Genomic DNA, 14,895 nt, shown 5'->3' with positions numbered 1-14,895 from the left:
GCCGGAACTCAGCCGCCGACGGTGAACGGGGCCTGCTCGGCCGGGGCCGCAGACACCTCGGCGGCCCGCGGCCGGGGCGGCAGACAGATCCGCAGGGCACCGGGCTCCACCTCGGCCGTCAGCCGGGTCCCGGAGCCGACGACGTCACCGTCGAGCTCGCGCGGCTGCGGCTTCACGAAGCTGATGTCGACGCGCACGGCGCTGAAGTACTCCAACGCCCCGCCGGCCACCGCGCCCCGCGGCCCGCGCGGGCCGCCGGGAGTCCGCGTCGCCCGGCCCGGCAGCATCCGCGAGCCGAGGTGCCCCGCCGCGGCGAGCCAGCCGCGGGCGCCCCTGGGGTCCAGCAGCACCACCTCCAGGCGCCCGCTGTCGGGCCGGGCGTCGGGCAGCAGCGGCAGGCCGCCCTGTAGCGTGCCGACGTTGCCGATGACGACCATCCGGGCCCGGCGTTCGTGTACCGGGCCCCCGTCCAGGCGGACCGACAGGCGCATCCGGGGGTCCCCGAGGTGGCGGACCGCCGACAGGACGTACGCGGCCCAGCCGAGGTGCTCCTTGACCCGCTCCGACGCGTCCCCCACCATCGCGGCGTCGAAGCCCGCTCCCGCCATGACGGTGAACCGGGCCGGCTCCAGCCCGTCGCCCCGCACCCGGCCCACGTCGATCCGGGCGGTCCCGCCGGACAGGGCCGCCTCCAGGGCGGCGGCCGGATCGGAGGGGAGCCGGAGGTTGCGCGCGAGCAGGTTGCCGGTGCCGCAGGGAACGACCGCGAGGGCGATACCGGTCCCGGACACCACGTCGGCGCAGGCCCGTACGGTGCCGTCCCCGCCGCAGGCCACGACGAGCCCGGTGTCCGCCTCGGCGACCAGCGGGGCGAGGGCGCCGGCGGGCGCCTCGGCGGAGGTCGCGGTCCACACCTGATCGGCGTAACCGTGGCGGCGCAGGATGACCCGCACCCGCTCGGCCAGCTCCCCGCCGCAGCCGTGCGGGTGACGCACCACCACGACCCGCCGCCCGCGGACGGCGTCCACCGCGCCGTCCTCGTCCGTGGCGCGGGCACAGGGGAGCCGTTCCCCGTGGGTCGCGCCCACCGCCCGCGGCCGCGCCGGCAGCAGCAGCGCGTGGGTCACGACCAGCAGGGTGCACGTCCCGTTGAGCAGACCGCCCACGACGTCGGAGGGGTGGTGCATGCCCCGGTACACCCGGGAGCACGCCACGGCCACCGGGATCAGCAGCAGCACCGCGATCGCCGCGTACCGCACCCACCGCCGCGTCCCGCGCAGGCGGACGGCCACCAGGATGGCCAGGCTCCCGAACAGCGCCACCGACGCCCCGACGTGCCCGGAGGGAAAACTGGAGGTGGGCGGCGCCGCGTCCAGGTGCGGTACGTCCGGGCGGGGCCGTTCCACGACCAGGGTCACCAGCAGGAACACCGCCGACTGCGCGGCGACGGCCACGGCGGGGAAGAGGGCCTCCCGCAGCCACCGGCCCCGCGACACGGCCACGAGGGTGACGACGGCGAGCAGGGTCAGGGCGATCACGCTCTGCGTGCCGGCCAGCAGGGACAGCCACTCGGAGAGGGGCGTCGCGGGGCCACCGCGGTGCGCGGCCAGGGCGCGGTTGACGCCGTCCTCCGCCGCCAGCGGCCACAGGCCGGAGAGCGGCCCGGTGACCAGCAGCCCCACGCCCACCATCAGGGCCGCCTGCACCGGCAGCAACAGCAATACGGGCAGGCGTCCGGCGCTCACGGCTGCGCCGCGTTCAGGTCTCATTGACGCCGTGTTACCCGCGACGGCCCGCTCATGCGCGTCCGGCGGTGATCGGCCGCCCGCGACAGTAGCGTGACCACATGCGTACATGGACGGGCAAACCGTATCCCCTGGGAGCGACGTACGACGGCTCCGGAACCAACTTCGCACTGTTCTCCGAGGTCGCGGAGGGTGTGGACCTCGTCCTGCTCGACGACGCCGGGCGGGAGACCCGCGTCCCGATGACGGAGATCGACCGGTCCGCGTGGCACATCTACCTGCCCGACGTGGGCCCCGGGCAGAGGTACGGCTACCGGGTCCGCGGCCCGTTCGACCCGGCCGCCGGACACCGCTGCAATCCGGCCAAGCTCCTGCTGGACCCGTACGCCACCGCCATCGACGGGCAGCTCGACCACCACGAGTCCCTGTACGGCCACCGCTTCGCGGACGGCGCGGAACCGAACACGCTGGACAGCGCCGGCCACACCATGCTGTCGGTGGTCACCGACCGCGGCTTCGACTGGGGCGACGACACGCCCCCGGGCCACGCCTACGGCGCCAGCGTCATCTACGAAGGCCACGTACGCGGCCTCACCCGCACCCATCCGGCCCTGCCCGAAGAACTGCGCGGCACCTACGCGGGCATCGCCCACCCCGCCATCATCGGCCACCTGACCGGTCTCGGGGTGACCGCCCTGGAACTGATGCCGGTGCACCAGTTCGCCCAGGACGGCCACCTGGCCGAAAAGGGGCTCTCCAACTACTGGGGCTACAACACCATCGGATTCTTCGCCCCGCACAACGCCTACGCGGCCAGCGGCGGCCGCGGAGCGCAGGTCACCGAGTTCAAGCAGATGGTGAAGGCGCTCCACGCGGCGGGCATCGAAGTCATCCTCGACGTCGTCTACAACCACACGGCGGAGGGCAACGACAAGGGCCCCGTCCTGGCCTTCAAGGGCATCGACAACAGCGCGTACTACCGGCTGTCCGACGAGGACCGCTCCCAGTACTACGACACGACCGGCACCGGCAACAGCCTGCTGATGCGCCACCCCAACGTGCTCCAGCTCATCATGGACTCGCTGCGCTACTGGGTCCAGGAAATGCACGTCGACGGCTTCCGCTTCGACCTCGCCGCCACCCTCGCCCGCCAGTTCCACGAGGTGGACCGGCTCTCCGCCTTCTTCGACGTCATCCAGCAGGACCCCGTCATCAGCCGGGTCAAGCTCATCGCCGAACCGTGGGACCTCGGCGAAGGCGGCTACCAGGTCGGCAACTTCCCTCCCCTGTGGTCGGAGTGGAACGGACGCTACCGTGACGCCGTCCGTGACTACTGGCGCGGCCGCGAAGGCACGCTCGGCGAGTTCGCCTCCCGCATCACCGGCTCCGCGGACCTCTACGAACACGACCGGCGCCGCCCCCTCGCCAGCGTCAACTTCGTCACCGCCCACGACGGGTTCACCTTGCGCGACCTCGTCAGTTACGACCGCAAGCACAACGAAGCGAACGGCGAGGAAGGCCGGGACGGCGAGGACGACAACCGCTCCTGGAACTGCGGCGCGGAAGGCGAGACGGACGACCCCGGGGTGCTGGCCCTGCGCGAGCGCCAGCAGCGCAACCTGATGGCCACGCTGATCCTCTCCCAGGGCATCCCGATGATCAGCCACGGGGACGAACTCGGCCGCACCCAGAACGGCAACAACAACGCCTACTGCCAGGACAACCCCACCGCCTGGATCGACTGGGACCTCGACGAGAGCGCTGAACGGCTCCTCGACTTCACCTCGCGCCTGATCCGGCTCCGCCGCCGGCACCCCGTCCTGCGCCGCAGGCGCTTCTTCTCCGGACGCGCGGCCGGACACACGGGGCTGCCGGCCGACGTCGAATGGCTGCGCCCGGACGCCTCGCCGATGGAGGAAGAGGACTGGACGCTGCCGAACGCCGGCACCCTCACCATGTTCCTCAACGGCGAAGGCATCACCGAACCCGACCGCTACGGCAACCGGGTCACCGACGACTCCTTCCTGCTGCTGTTCAACAGTTCGGGCGCCGCGGTGGACTTCCGCCTCCCCGGCAGCCGCTTCGCCACCCGTTGGACGCTGCTCTTCGACACCGCGACCACGGACACCTCCGACGAGCGGGAGCTGAAACCGGGAGGCCGCCTGCGGCTGGAGCCGCAGAGCACGGTCGTGCTCCGCAGTGACCGGGAGGACGACGGCAGTGGTGACGGCGAGGACGACGGCCGCTCCAGGCCGTGACGCCGGCCACCGGCCGCGCGGGACGGCGGGGATCGCCGGCAGGACCACGAGCGCCGCGAGCGGCCGGCCGGGAAGCCACCCGACCGGGCCGGTCTGCGGCAGCGGTTCAGCGCAGGACGCTCACCGCCCTGGCGATGACCAGCAGCGAGGTGAGCAGGGCCGCCACGCTCTGGACTGCCATGAGCAGTTTGGCGCGGGCGGACAGCGGCATCGTGTCCGTCGGACTGAAAGCGGTCGAGTTGGTCACGGACACGTACATGTAGTCGACCAGGGTGGGGACCCAGTCGGAGACCTTGCTCGCGCCGTCCGCGACTTCCTGGACGGCGTCGTCGTTCTCGTCCTGCGAGAAACGGAAGTCCGCCAGCTGGAGCTCTTCACGGGGTGCCTGGGTACGGCTGACGGGGCCGCCGCGGTCGAGCTCCCAGTAGGCGAGCCCGAAGGCGATGACATTGGTCAGCCACACCTGGAGCGCCGCCACGAGCAGCGAACGCCCGTCGTCGACTCCCGCGTAGAGCAGCTCGTGGACCAGGATGCCGAGGGCGGTCAGGTTGCTCGCCACGATGAGCAGGACCAGCGCCACCGACATGAACCGGAACGCCTTCGTCTGACGGGTCAGCCGGCGCGGGTTGATGGCGATCAGCGGCAGGAGGAGCAGCACCTCCAAGGCCGGAAGCACGTAGCGCGGAGCGATCAGCAACTGCTGGGGCAGCGCGAGGTAGAGAAAGATCGCCGTCAATGTTGCGATGACCGCGGGCATCCTTGCTTCGCCGCGCCGCTCGTGCCGCGGGTGAAGTGTGCGGGCGTCGGTTCTTTTACGGGACACGAAGGTGACCGCCTTTCCGCCTGTACGGGCTGCTCGTGACCTTGGAAAGCGGAGCATATTACTTCTTCAATTCCGTCGGGGGGAAGGCGGAACACCGCAGTGGGCCCGTACCGGAAAAGAACCGGTACGGGCCCACTGCGGTCGGTGCGCTGGTCAGCGGACTACCAGCGGTACCATCGGCCGCTACCGCCCCTCGGACGGGCAACGAATCCGAGCAGCCAGATCACCAGGACGGCGATCGCGACCCACCACAGGATTTTGACGGCGAAGCCCGCACCGAAAAGGATCAGAGCGAGCAGGAGAACGAGTAGCAGGGGAACCATAGTTATCAACCTCCAGGCAGTCATCTGCCCTACCGGGCGCTCTGCATTCGCGTCTTTTAGCAGTTTCTTATGTGCGTTCGGGGGCACATGGCTCTGCCGTCCGTCGTACGAGGGCGGGGCCGGGCGGGGGAGGGGAGCCGCCGCCCCGTCTGGGCCCGGGGGTCCCTGCGTGGCAGTGGCCGCCGGGGGATTGCCCGGGCCGCGGCGCTGCGCGGGGGCAGCGGGGCGGCGGCCGGGGGTCCGGTGCGGCGGGACGGCAGCCTCGGGTAGGGCCCGTGAGCCGCGCGCGGTGCCAGGGGGAGGCGCTCAGCGCGCGGTCACCGGTCCTCGGCGTACGGTTCGGCGCCGCTCCATCAGGCGCCCGTACACCGACACCTCCGCATGTGACCCGCCGGGCCGACTTCAAACCGTCTGCCACACAACGTTTTTGGAACGGGCGAACCGGGGCACGGGCGGAGTCGGGAGACGGACTCCCCGGTTCCGTCCGGCGGGCAGGCCCCGTCGGCGGGCGTGGAACAGGAACGTGAACAGGAAGGCGACACCATGTCGAAGGTCGAAGAGTCCATCGAGGTCGAGGTCCCCGTCCGCACCGCCTACAACCAGTGGACGCAGTTCGAGACGTTCCCCCACTTCATGGAGGGGGTCGAGCGGATCGACCAGCGCACCGACACCATGACCCACTGGGTCACCAAGGTGGGCGGCGCGCAGCGGGAGTTCGAGGCGGAGATCACCGAGCAGATCCCCGACGAACGCGTGGCGTGGACGACGCTCGGCGGCGACGTGAAGCAGGCAGGTGTGGTCACCTTCCACCGCCTGGCCGAGAGCAGGACCAAGGTCATGCTCCAGCTCGACTACGACCCGGACGGGTTCACGGAGAACGTCGGCGACAAGCTCGGCTTCGTCAAGCGGCAGATCACCGGTGACCTCAAGCGCTTCAAGGAGTACATCGAGACGCGCGGCCAGGAAACCGGATCCTGGCGCGGCCAGGTCTGAGCACCCGGCGCCGTCGCGGCTACTCCATACGGGTCCGGGCCGTACGGGGCAGGTCGGCGGCCGAGGCGACGGTGACCTGGGACCCGTCGACCCAATTGCTGTAGCCCGCGACGCGCAGGCAGTGGCCGTGGTAGGGGCCACCGACGACCACACGGCCGTTGTCGTCGACGCGGTACGCGTCGGCGTCCACCTCCGGCGCGGGCTGTGACACGGGGTCGGCGCATCCCGCGCCGCGGGTGTCCGACCTGAACGAGACCGTCCAGTAGGCCTCGGGGGACCGGGGCGGCCGGTAGAGGCACTGGTACCCGTACGGCCCTTCCGAGCCCGCGGCGACGAGCGGGATACCGACCGCCTTCTCCACCGCCGCCTTCGGCAGCATGTCGCAGGGGCGTTTCCAGGAGACGGCAGACTCGTCGCCGCCGTCACCACCGCACCCGGAGAGCACCAGCAGCGCGCCGACCGCCAAGGCTCCCACGCGCCGCCCGGTCAAGACGCCCTGCGCAGGGCACGCGGGTCCGTACCCGCGCTGCCGCAGCCGTCAACCACGGTCCCCCCGCTCCTCGTTCATGGCTTCGCGCCGATTCTCTTCGGCGCCGGCCATGCGGTCAAGATCTGGTGGGGGGTGGGCGGCGGCCGGGCGGCGGGCCGGTCCCGCGGCGCCCGGCGGCGGCAGGGCCGCCCGTGTGTGGGAACCGTCCGCCGGGGCAGGCGGGCCGTTACGAGGCTCCCGCTCCACCCGGCCGCCGACAGGCCGGCGGAGCGGAGGCCGACGAACCGAGCAAGGAGATGTTCGCATGTCTGGGAACGTATGGGGCTACCGCGAGACGTCGGGCCGGGCGCTGGGCGCCGACCTGACGGGCTACAAGGTCGAGGCCACCGACGGCAGCATCGGCAAGGTCGACAAGCACTCGGACGAGGTCGGCTCCTCCTACATCGTGGTCGACACCGGGCCGTGGATCTTCGGCCGGGAGGTCCTGCTCCCGGCCGGCACCATCACGCGCATCGACCCGGAGGAGCAGAAGATCTACGTCGACGGGACGAAGGAGCAGATCAAGAACGCTCCCGAGTTCGTACGGGACGAGCACCTCCACGACGACGACTACCGCGGTCAGGTGGGCGGCTATTACAGCGGCTTCATCGGCTGACCAACCCTCCCGATCCAGCAGGCGGGCGGCACCGGTTGATCCGGTGCCGCCCGCCCGCGTTTCGAACAGCCGCGTTTCGTGCAGCCGCGTTTCGAACACGCGCACGCACGGGGACCGCTCGGGCGCGGGAACGGGATCCGGACACTCCACGGTGACGGACGGCCACGTGCGGCGGCGGACTGCGACGACAAGTACGACATGCCGACCACGCACGGCCGGGACGCAGACCCATTACGGCCATGCGCCCCCGCGTGCCCCCGATGGTCACGTTCCGGCGGCCGGTACCTGGGCAACCGCTTGGTGCTGATGAAGCCTTGACCGCCCGTTCCTACTCCAGTCCGGAGAGTCACCATGACGAAGGTCCTCGTACTGCACAGCGTCAGCCTCGTGGGTTCCGCCCTGGCCGCCCTGCTCAGATCCGAAGGCGACTTCGACGTCACCGCCGCGGGCTGGCGGACGGCGTCGCGCCGCGCCGAGTCCTTACGACCGGACGTGGCCGTCGTCGACGTCGACTGTCCGGGGGCGACCGCCGTCCTCACCGGCCAGCAAACGGGCCCCGGACGCCTCTTGGACCCGCCCACCCCGCTGCTCGTCCTGGCGACGGCCAAGACGCCCGGCACGCTGGGCCGCGCCTTCCAGTCCAAGGCCCTCGGCTACGTCGACAAGGACGGCTCACCCGGCCGGCTCGTCCGCGCCGTCCGCAAGGTGGCCGCGGGCGAGCGGTTCATCGACGCCACGCTCGCCTCCGCCTTCATGCAGGCCGACCCCGTCCCCCTCAGCCCGCGCGAGCTGAGCGTCCTGGCCCGGGCCGCGCAGGGCGACTCGGTCGCCGAGATAGCCCGCGCCCTGCACCTGGCCAGCGGGACGGTCCGCAACTACATGGCGGCCGTGACCCGCAAGACCGGCGCGCGCAACCGCATAGACGCGATACGCATCTCCCGCAGCGCGGGGTGGGTGTAGAGGCACCCCCGGGCAGCTCCGGGCAGCTCCGGGCAGGCGGACTCAAGCGGGCGTGACCGGTTCCTTCCCGCCGCTCCACATCCCCACGAGGTCCCGGTAGAGGGCCGACCGCGCCGGAAGCTCCTCGTGCGTGCCGCACACCGCCCGGGTCCCGTCCAGTACGAGGACCCGGTCGGCGCGCGCGGCCGACGAGATCCGGTGGGCCACCACGACGAGCGTGCCGGGCCGCGCCGCCAGGGCCCGCTCGGCGTGTTCCTCGGCCTCCGGATCCAGATGGCAGGTGGCTTCGTCGAGCAGGAGCAGCGGGGCGGGGGAGAGGTAGGCCGCGCCGAGCGCCAGCAGCTGCCGCTCGCCCTGGGAGAGCCGCAGCGGGTCGAGGACCGCGTCGTAGCCGCCCAGCCGGGAGACCAGGCCCCGCAGCCGCAGGGCGGTAACCGCCGCGTCCAGCCGGTCGCCGGACACCGGCCCGTGGCAGAGGTGGCTCAGGTTGTCGCGCACGCTGGCGGTGAACACGTACGCCTGCTGCGGCAGCAGCGTCCGGCGCGGATCGGGGCCGCCGCCCCCGGCCGGGCGGGCGGGGGCCCCGGCGACCAGGACCGTGCCCCGGTCGGGGGCCAGCAGCCCGGCGAGCAGGGCGGTGAGCGTGGACTTCCCGATACCGCTCGGCCCGACCACCGCGAGGTGCTCGCCGGGTCGCACGCGCAGGTCGAGGCCTTGGAGCACGGGATGGGCGTGGGGCCCGTACGCGAAGGTGACCCCCCTCAACTCGGCGGCGCAGCCGCCCTCCTGGTACCCGGCCGGAGCGGCCGTCGCCGACGGAGGCTGCGCCGACGGGGGCTGTGCCGACGGGGGCTGCGGCGCCGGGGTCGTACCGAAGCGCTCCAGTACGACCAGCAGCCGCGTCCCCGCCGAACCCAGGGCGGCCATCAGCGTGTCGAGCGCGGGCAGCAGGGACTGCACCAGGTACGTCACCGCGCCGGCGAGCGCGCCCGCCGTGATCCCGCGCCCGAGCAGCCAGGGCGTGGCGGCCAGCAGCGCGACGACGGGTACCCGTCCGGCCAGGCCGAGGGCGACGGTACGCAGGGCGCCCCAGCCGGCCAGCCGGCCGGCCAGCCGTTCCTGGGCCGCGATCAGCGGCTCCACCCCGGCGGCCACGGTAGCGCCGCCACCGCAGGCCGCGATGTCGCGCAGTGCCCCCGCGGCCTCCCCCACCCGCGAGGCCAGGGCCTCCTCCGTGTCCAGCGCCTCCCGCTGTACGGCCGCCATCGGGCGCAGCGTGGCCAGGAAGGCGGCCAGCCCCAGCAGCAGGGGAGGAAGCACCACCAGCAGCAGTACGGGGGCGAGCGCCGCCATTCCGGCGACCGCGCCGACGGCGGTGAAGACGAACGAACGGGCCGTCAGGACCAGACCGGCGAAGGAGTCCCGGGCCATCTCGGTCTGCTGGGTCAGCCGGGACACCGCCCGGGCGTCGGCGGCGCGGGCGGGATCGGCGAGCGCCGCGGCCAGCGCCTGGCGCACGGCCCGGCGTACGAGCCCGTCGCGCAGCGGTTCCACGAGGTCGGCGAGCTGGGCGAACACCCCGCGCAGGGCGAAGCCGCCGAGCAGCGCCCCGGCACCCGCCGCCGCCAGCCAGGCCGCGCCCGTGGCGGCCCGGCCGGCGAGGAAGCCGTCGTCGAGCGCGCGGGCGACGCCGTAGCCGCCGAGGAAGGTGTGCGCGGACTCCAGCAGCGACCAGAGCCCGAGGACGGTCAGCGCCCGGACCCGGGACCGCAGGAAGCGCCGTGCGTCGCCCGCCACCCGCGCCCGGCCCCCGCCCCGGCTCACGAAAGCCCCCCGTCGCCGGTCCCCGGGCCGGCCGCGGCCCCCACGGCCGGCCCGGATCCCGGACGGGGCTCCGGCCCGGTCTGCGGTTCCTCCTCCCGCCCCCGTTCCACCTCCGCGGCGAACACCGCCCGGTAGGCCGGGTCGTGCCACAGGCCGGCGTGGCTTCCGGTGGCGCGGACCCGGCCGTCCTCCAGCCAGACCACCAGGTCCGCCCGGGCGGCCGAAGAGACCCGGTGAGCCACCACGATCCGCGTCCCGCCCGGCACGCACCGCGCGAGCGCCCGTTCCACCTCGCGGGCGGTCAGCATGTCGAGGCTGGAGGTGGCGTCGTCCAGCACCAGGAGCCGGCCCGCCCGTACGAACGACCGTGCCAGGCCCAGGCGTTGCAGCTCCCCACCCGACAGCGGGGCGTCCGCGAGGACGGTGTCGTAGCCCAGCGGCAACCGCAGCACGAACGGCTCCGCCCCCACGGCCCGCGCCGCGGCCCGCACTTCCTCCCGCGCGGGCTGCGGATCCGCGCCGAAGGCGATGGCGTCGGCGACGCTCCGCCCGAGCAGCGCGGGCCGGTCGAAGGCGTGGCCCACCTCCCGGCGCAGCGCCGTCGCGGAGAGCTCCGCCAGCGGCACCCCGTCGAGCAGGACGCGCCCGGAGTCCGGGTCGGTGAGGCGACCGGCCACCGCCGCGAGCAGCGACTTGCCCGCGCCGGAGCGGCCCACCACGGCGAGCGTGGCGCCGCCCGGCACCACGAGGTCGATGCCGTCGAGGACGGTCCTGCCGTCGCGCACCACCCGGACCCCTTCGAGTTCCAGCCTCCCGGGCCCCCGGGGCGGCAACTCGCGGACCCCGTAACGGAGCTCCGCAAGGCCGAACACGGCCGCGGTCCGCCGGGCGGCGGCCCTGGCGCGCACGACGGCGGCGACCCGGCCGGTCACCGCGCCGATCCCGGCGGCGAGCCCGGCGTAGCGCACGGCGGCGAGCAGTTCCCCGACGCCCAGCGCCCCCGCCACCAGCCGCGTCCCGCCCACCCCGAGCACCACGTACAGCAGCAGCGGCATCAGGGCGGAGGTCCGTGCGCTCGTGCCGCCGTAGACCCGCCACATGCGCCGCCCCTGGGCGCCGAGTTCGGGCAGTCCGCGCAGGATCCGGGCGCGTTCGCGGTCGACGGTTCCGGCGGCGGCGATGGTCCGGGCCCCGGCGAGGGCCTCCACCAGACGGCCCGCCATGGCCAGCTGCACCTCCTGGTAACGGTTCACGCTGGCGCCCGAGTCGCGTGCGAAGGACCGCAACAGCCAGCCCAGCAGCGGAAGTCCGGCGAGGAAGGCGAGGGCGGTCCACGTGTCGATGAGGAACAGGGCGACGAGTCCGCCGAGCGGCGGCAGCAGCGAGGCGAGACCGGCCGCGGCGGCGGCCGGCCCCGTTCCGGCCTCCGTGGCGTGCGCGGTCAGCCGGGCCGTGAGGTCGCCGGGGGAGTGGCGGCCCGCGTGGTGCGGTGCCGCGCGCAGCAGCGCGGCCAGCCCCTTGCGGCGCAGCCAGGCGGTGCTGCGGCCGCCCACCTGGCCGGTCAGCCGGGCGGTGACGGCGTCCAGGAGCACCTCGGCCGCGATGACGGCCGCACACCACAGGGTCCAGGACGGCCCGGACGGGTCGCGGCGCAGCAGGAGGTCGAGCGCACGGCCGAGCACGGCGGGTTCGGCGAGGGCCGCGACGGCGGCGGCGGCGGAGCACACGCCCACGGCGGCGGTTCGCGCACCGCTGTGCCGGGCGGCCGCCAGCAGGGCCCGGTCGCCGCCGCGTCCGGACACCGCCCCGCCTTGAGGGCAGGGGGAGGGGCTCGGGGACGCGGGCGGGGTCATGGTCGGGGCTCCCAGGCTTGAGGAGATGGCTCCGGGCCCGGGCGGTGAACCGCCCGGGCCCGGAAGCTACCTGATCAGTGACAGGTCGTGAGGCTCAGGCTGCTGTCACCGCAGAGCAGCAGGCTCGCCTGGCTGCCACCGCCGTGCAGGGCCGCCTCGGTGGTCTCTTCCTTCACGGTCTCCATCGACTGCAGGTCAAGAAGGGTCATGTCATGTTCCTCTCGATGAGTTGGTGCGATGGGGTCACGGCCTCGCGGTGGTGCGTGGCCGGCTCTGGGACCGCCGCGGCGTGCCGCAGCGGTGGGAGGAACGGCAGCTGGGCGCGCCCGCCGGGCGTCGCGCTGCCGAGGGCGAGCAGGATGCCGGCCGTGCCCGTGGAGAGATCCATGGACAGGCGCATCAACTGTTCGCCGGGGAAGGCCAGATGGCCTTGGTAGGGGACGGCGTGCCGGGCCAGGGCCGCGATCTGGCGGTCGAGGTCGGCGCTCCGTGTGGCTTCGGGGTCGGGCGTGCTGGTCCGCGCCAGGTGCACGACCATTCCGGCCGCGCCCCGGAACAGGCCGGGCTGCGCGTAGAAGTGGGACCGTGCGGCGCGTACGATCTCGCGCCGGGCCCGTGCGAAACGCGGGTCCTCGGCGTGCTCCGACCAGTCGTCCAAGACCATGCCGATGCCCACGCTGCCGGCGCCGAGGTAGGGCATCGTGCGCCAACCCTCGTCGACTTGCAGGGTACCGAACGCGCTGGTCACGCACCGGTCGAGATCGCGGTGCAGGGCTTGCCCGGCACGTACGAGGTACTCCTCGTCGCGGGTGCGTTCGTACAGGCGCAGGAAGAGCAGCGCGGGCCCGGAGTTGCCGTACAGCAGTCCCGCGCGGGTCAGCCGGGGGGCCGATCGGGCGGTGAGTTCGGCGCAGTGCACGGCGGCGGCGTGGAGTTCGCCTTCGCCGGTCGCCGTGCCCAGCGCGTCCAGGGCCAGTCCGATGCCGGCGAGTCCGCCGTACAGGTCCGGGCCGGTCTCCTGCCAGGGCTGGCGCAGCAGTTCCCCGGCCAGGGTGAGGGCCTGCTCGCGGTGCCCGAGCCGCTCCAGGGTCCAGGCGGTGCCGGCGAGGCCGTCGTAGAAGCCGAGCGGGGTCCCCGAGCCGGGATCCCCGGCCCGGGCCAGCAGCCATTCCTCGGCTTCGGGCCAGGGCTCGGCGCCGGTCTCGGCCAGCGCGTACAGCACCCCGGCGGCGCCGTAACCGAAGCCGGTGCCCCCGCCTTCGATGGTGAACTGGGCGATGTCGCCCGGGAAGAACCGGTCCTCCCGGTCCGGCGTGGCCGAGGCCCGCAGGGCCGCCGCCATGGAGCGCCGGGCCGCGGCCCCGTCCCCGGGGTCCACCGGGAGGTACGGGCCGGTGGGCACCGGCACCGGGCCGGCCGCCGCCTCGGCCGGCTCCCCCTGCGGCCCCGCGAGGATCTCCGCGACGGCCTCGTCCAGGAACCGCCGTGGTACGGGGAAGTGTTCGGCGGCGATGGCGGCCAGGTGGACGGCCTTCGCCCGGTCCAGTACGAGCAGGCTCGTCAGCGGCAGGAACAGGGCCAGGCCCAGGCAGGCGAGGGCGTAGCGGTCGACGGCGAAGCCACGGCGGTCGGGCGGGGCGACGAAGGCGGGGTTGGCCACCGTCTGCCGCAGCCCCTCGTCGACGTGCGCGGCGGCTTCGAAGTCCAGCAGTGCGACGGAGGGTTCGCCCTCCGGGTCCTCGCAGACCATGACGTTGAACAGGTGCAGGTCGTTGAAGACCACCCCACGGGCGTGGACGGCCGCCACGGCCTCGGTGACCCGCTCGTGGATCTTGAGGGCCCAGGTGGTGTAGGCGGCGAGCGCGTCCGGCGTCGGGTCCGCGTCGATCAGCGGGTGCTTGCGGGCGAAGTAGGTGTTGAGCGGCTTGCCCTCCAGGTACTGGAGCACCAGGAAGTGGTGGTCGCCGACCGTGAAGGCGTCGCGGACCGCGGGTACGCAGTCCAGACCGGCCAGCCGCTCCAGCGCCGCCCGCTCCCGGTGCAGCCGCGCCACGGCGTCCGCCCCGTCGGCTGCGAGCCCCGCGTACGGCCGTCCTTCCTTGAGGACCACCGCCTCACCGGTGCGGGTGTCGCGGCCGGCGTAGACGCCCCCGCCGTTGGAGAAGTGCAGGGCCCGCTCCACCGTGTAGGGCAGACCGGCGAGACTGACGGCGGACCGCGCTTCGAGGTGCGGTTTCAAGAAGGGCGGCAGCTCGACCCACTCCGGGGGCTGGAACACCGGCCCCCGTGGATCGGGCACCAGGCGCCCGTCGGGGGCCTCGATCGCCGGGACGACCTCGCCCTGCTCGTCGTAGCAGTGCCGCAGGGTGAAGCTTCCGTAGCGCAGGTGGACCGGGCCCGCGCCCCAGCGCAGGTCGCTGAGGATGTACGGGCCGGGCTCCCCGGACAGCAGGCCGTCCAGGTCCTCGCAGATGCGGCGGCACTCTTCGGCGTCGGCAGGGTAGACCGTGAGGAACTTGCCGCTGGCGCCGCGGTCGGCGTACTTGGCGTTGCGCAGGTGCAGCAGGTACCGGCTCGGCACGAACTTGAAGGCGATGCGTCCGTCCACGCAGTACTCGTACACGCGCGCCAGGACGGACTCGGCGTTGTCGAGGGTGGCCGAGACGTGGATCTTCCAGCCCTGGGAGGGCAGTTCGAGGCCGAGCGGCCGCAAGGCGTACCAGCTGCCGTTGCGGTGGGCGCGCCATCCCGCCGGTACGGGGGCGAGCGCGGCCGGATAGCTCTCCTCGGCCCGCCGGTACGGCGCGTCGTAGAACCAGCGGTCTGCGTCGCAGAAGGCGGCGTACCCCTTGTTCACCCGTACTCCCTCGGTCGGTTGGTGGCGGGATCAACGGTGCCAGCCGGACCGGGCACGGCGACAGTCACGGCTGTCACCGATGGGGTGTGCAGAACGCACGGGTCGCCGGCCGGT

General features: G+C 73.5%; 12 protein-coding genes. 4 read left to right on the top strand and 8 right to left on the bottom strand.

Annotation, left to right across the window (positions count from 1 at the left end; genetic code table 11):
- Positions 1-8: 8 nt before the first annotated feature.
- Entirely contained in the window at positions 9-1,769 is a 1,761-nt protein-coding gene (locus tag OG861_RS02590) for a diacylglycerol kinase family protein (RefSeq protein WP_330261125.1), read from the bottom strand.
- Between the two features lie 77 nt (positions 1,770-1,846).
- Between OG861_RS02590 and glgX the strand changes: the two genes are divergently transcribed.
- On the top strand, positions 1,847-4,003 hold the full coding sequence (gene glgX, locus OG861_RS02585) for a glycogen debranching protein GlgX (RefSeq protein WP_329200943.1): 2,157 nt from the start codon (positions 1,847-1,849) through the stop codon (positions 4,001-4,003).
- A 106-nt stretch (positions 4,004-4,109) separates the two neighbouring features.
- Here glgX and OG861_RS02580 read toward each other — a convergent pair whose 3' ends face one another.
- Positions 4,110-4,739, bottom strand: coding sequence for a hypothetical protein (locus OG861_RS02580; protein WP_330261124.1), 630 nt, complete (start codon positions 4,737-4,739; stop codon positions 4,110-4,112).
- 248 nt (positions 4,740-4,987) lie between these two features.
- The gene (locus OG861_RS02575) at positions 4,988-5,149 is read right to left on the bottom strand and encodes a hydrophobic protein (protein ID WP_190184350.1); all 162 of its coding nucleotides are present in this window, start codon (positions 5,147-5,149) and stop codon (positions 4,988-4,990) included.
- Between the two features lie 543 nt (positions 5,150-5,692).
- On the opposite strand from OG861_RS02575, the gene OG861_RS02570 reads away from it, so the two are divergent.
- Positions 5,693-6,142 carry an SRPBCC family protein gene (locus OG861_RS02570; RefSeq protein ID WP_329200948.1) on the top strand — a complete coding sequence of 150 codons (450 nt, stop codon included), beginning with the start codon at positions 5,693-5,695 and terminating at the stop codon, positions 6,140-6,142.
- 19 nt (positions 6,143-6,161) lie between these two features.
- On the opposite strand, the gene OG861_RS02565 is transcribed toward OG861_RS02570, so the two are convergent.
- On the bottom strand, positions 6,162-6,617 hold the full coding sequence (locus tag OG861_RS02565) for a hypothetical protein (RefSeq protein WP_330261123.1): 456 nt from the start codon (positions 6,615-6,617) through the stop codon (positions 6,162-6,164).
- A 319-nt stretch (positions 6,618-6,936) separates the two neighbouring features.
- Here OG861_RS02565 and OG861_RS02560 point away from each other — a divergent pair, with 319 nt between their 5' ends.
- Together OG861_RS02560 and OG861_RS02555 are read left to right on the top strand one after the other, a co-directional pair.
- Entirely contained in the window at positions 6,937-7,287 is a 351-nt protein-coding gene (locus OG861_RS02560) for a PRC-barrel domain-containing protein (RefSeq protein ID WP_329200951.1), read from the top strand.
- A 351-nt stretch (positions 7,288-7,638) separates the two neighbouring features.
- Entirely contained in the window at positions 7,639-8,247 is a 609-nt protein-coding gene (locus tag OG861_RS02555; RefSeq protein WP_330261122.1) for a response regulator transcription factor, read from the top strand.
- 42 nt (positions 8,248-8,289) lie between these two features.
- Here OG861_RS02555 and OG861_RS02550 read toward each other — a convergent pair whose 3' ends face one another.
- From OG861_RS02550 to lanKC, 4 genes are all read right to left on the bottom strand, one after another.
- Positions 8,290-10,071, bottom strand: coding sequence for an ABC transporter ATP-binding protein (locus tag OG861_RS02550; RefSeq protein WP_330261121.1), 1,782 nt, complete (start codon positions 10,069-10,071; stop codon positions 8,290-8,292).
- Positions 10,068-11,924 (bottom strand): ABC transporter ATP-binding protein, encoded by a 1,857-nt coding sequence (locus OG861_RS02545; RefSeq protein ID WP_443064449.1) that lies wholly within the window; start codon positions 11,922-11,924, stop codon positions 10,068-10,070. Before OG861_RS02545 ends, OG861_RS02550 begins: the two co-directional genes overlap by 4 nt.
- Positions 11,925-11,998: 74 nt before the next feature.
- The gene (locus tag OG861_RS02540) at positions 11,999-12,133 is read right to left on the bottom strand and encodes a SapB/AmfS family lanthipeptide (RefSeq protein WP_136215832.1); all 135 of its coding nucleotides are present in this window, start codon (positions 12,131-12,133) and stop codon (positions 11,999-12,001) included.
- Positions 12,130-14,781 carry a class III lanthionine synthetase LanKC gene (gene lanKC, locus OG861_RS02535; protein WP_330261119.1) on the bottom strand — a complete coding sequence of 884 codons (2,652 nt, stop codon included), beginning with the start codon at positions 14,779-14,781 and terminating at the stop codon, positions 12,130-12,132. Before lanKC ends, OG861_RS02540 begins: the two co-directional genes overlap by 4 nt.
- Positions 14,782-14,895 lie beyond the last annotated feature (114 nt).

Source organism: Streptomyces sp. NBC_00539 (genome assembly GCF_036346105.1).
Taxonomy (GTDB): Bacteria; Actinomycetota; Actinomycetes; order Streptomycetales; family Streptomycetaceae; genus Streptomyces.
The sequence above is the reverse complement of the archived record's forward strand: the minus strand, read 5'-3'. Positions and strand labels throughout refer to the sequence as shown.

What these genes read in the sequence shown, in the direction of transcription:
- OG861_RS02590 (WP_330261125.1), bottom strand. Translation starts at nt 1,769, where the DNA reads ATGAGACCTGAACGCGGCGCAGCCGTGAGCGCCGGACGCCTGCCCGTA.
- glgX (WP_329200943.1), top strand. Translation starts at nt 1,847, where the DNA reads ATGCGTACATGGACGGGCAAACCGTATCCCCTGGGAGCGACGTACGAC.
- OG861_RS02575 (WP_190184350.1), bottom strand. Translation starts at nt 5,149, where the DNA reads ATGGTTCCCCTGCTACTCGTTCTCCTGCTCGCTCTGATCCTTTTCGGT.
- OG861_RS02570 (WP_329200948.1), top strand. Translation starts at nt 5,693, where the DNA reads ATGTCGAAGGTCGAAGAGTCCATCGAGGTCGAGGTCCCCGTCCGCACC.
- OG861_RS02560 (WP_329200951.1), top strand. Translation starts at nt 6,937, where the DNA reads ATGTCTGGGAACGTATGGGGCTACCGCGAGACGTCGGGCCGGGCGCTG.
- OG861_RS02555 (WP_330261122.1), top strand. Translation starts at nt 7,639, where the DNA reads ATGACGAAGGTCCTCGTACTGCACAGCGTCAGCCTCGTGGGTTCCGCC.
- OG861_RS02545 (WP_443064449.1), bottom strand. Translation starts at nt 11,924, where the DNA reads ATGACCCCGCCCGCGTCCCCGAGCCCCTCCCCCTGCCCTCAAGGCGGG.
- OG861_RS02540 (WP_136215832.1), bottom strand. Translation starts at nt 12,133, where the DNA reads ATGACCCTTCTTGACCTGCAGTCGATGGAGACCGTGAAGGAAGAGACC.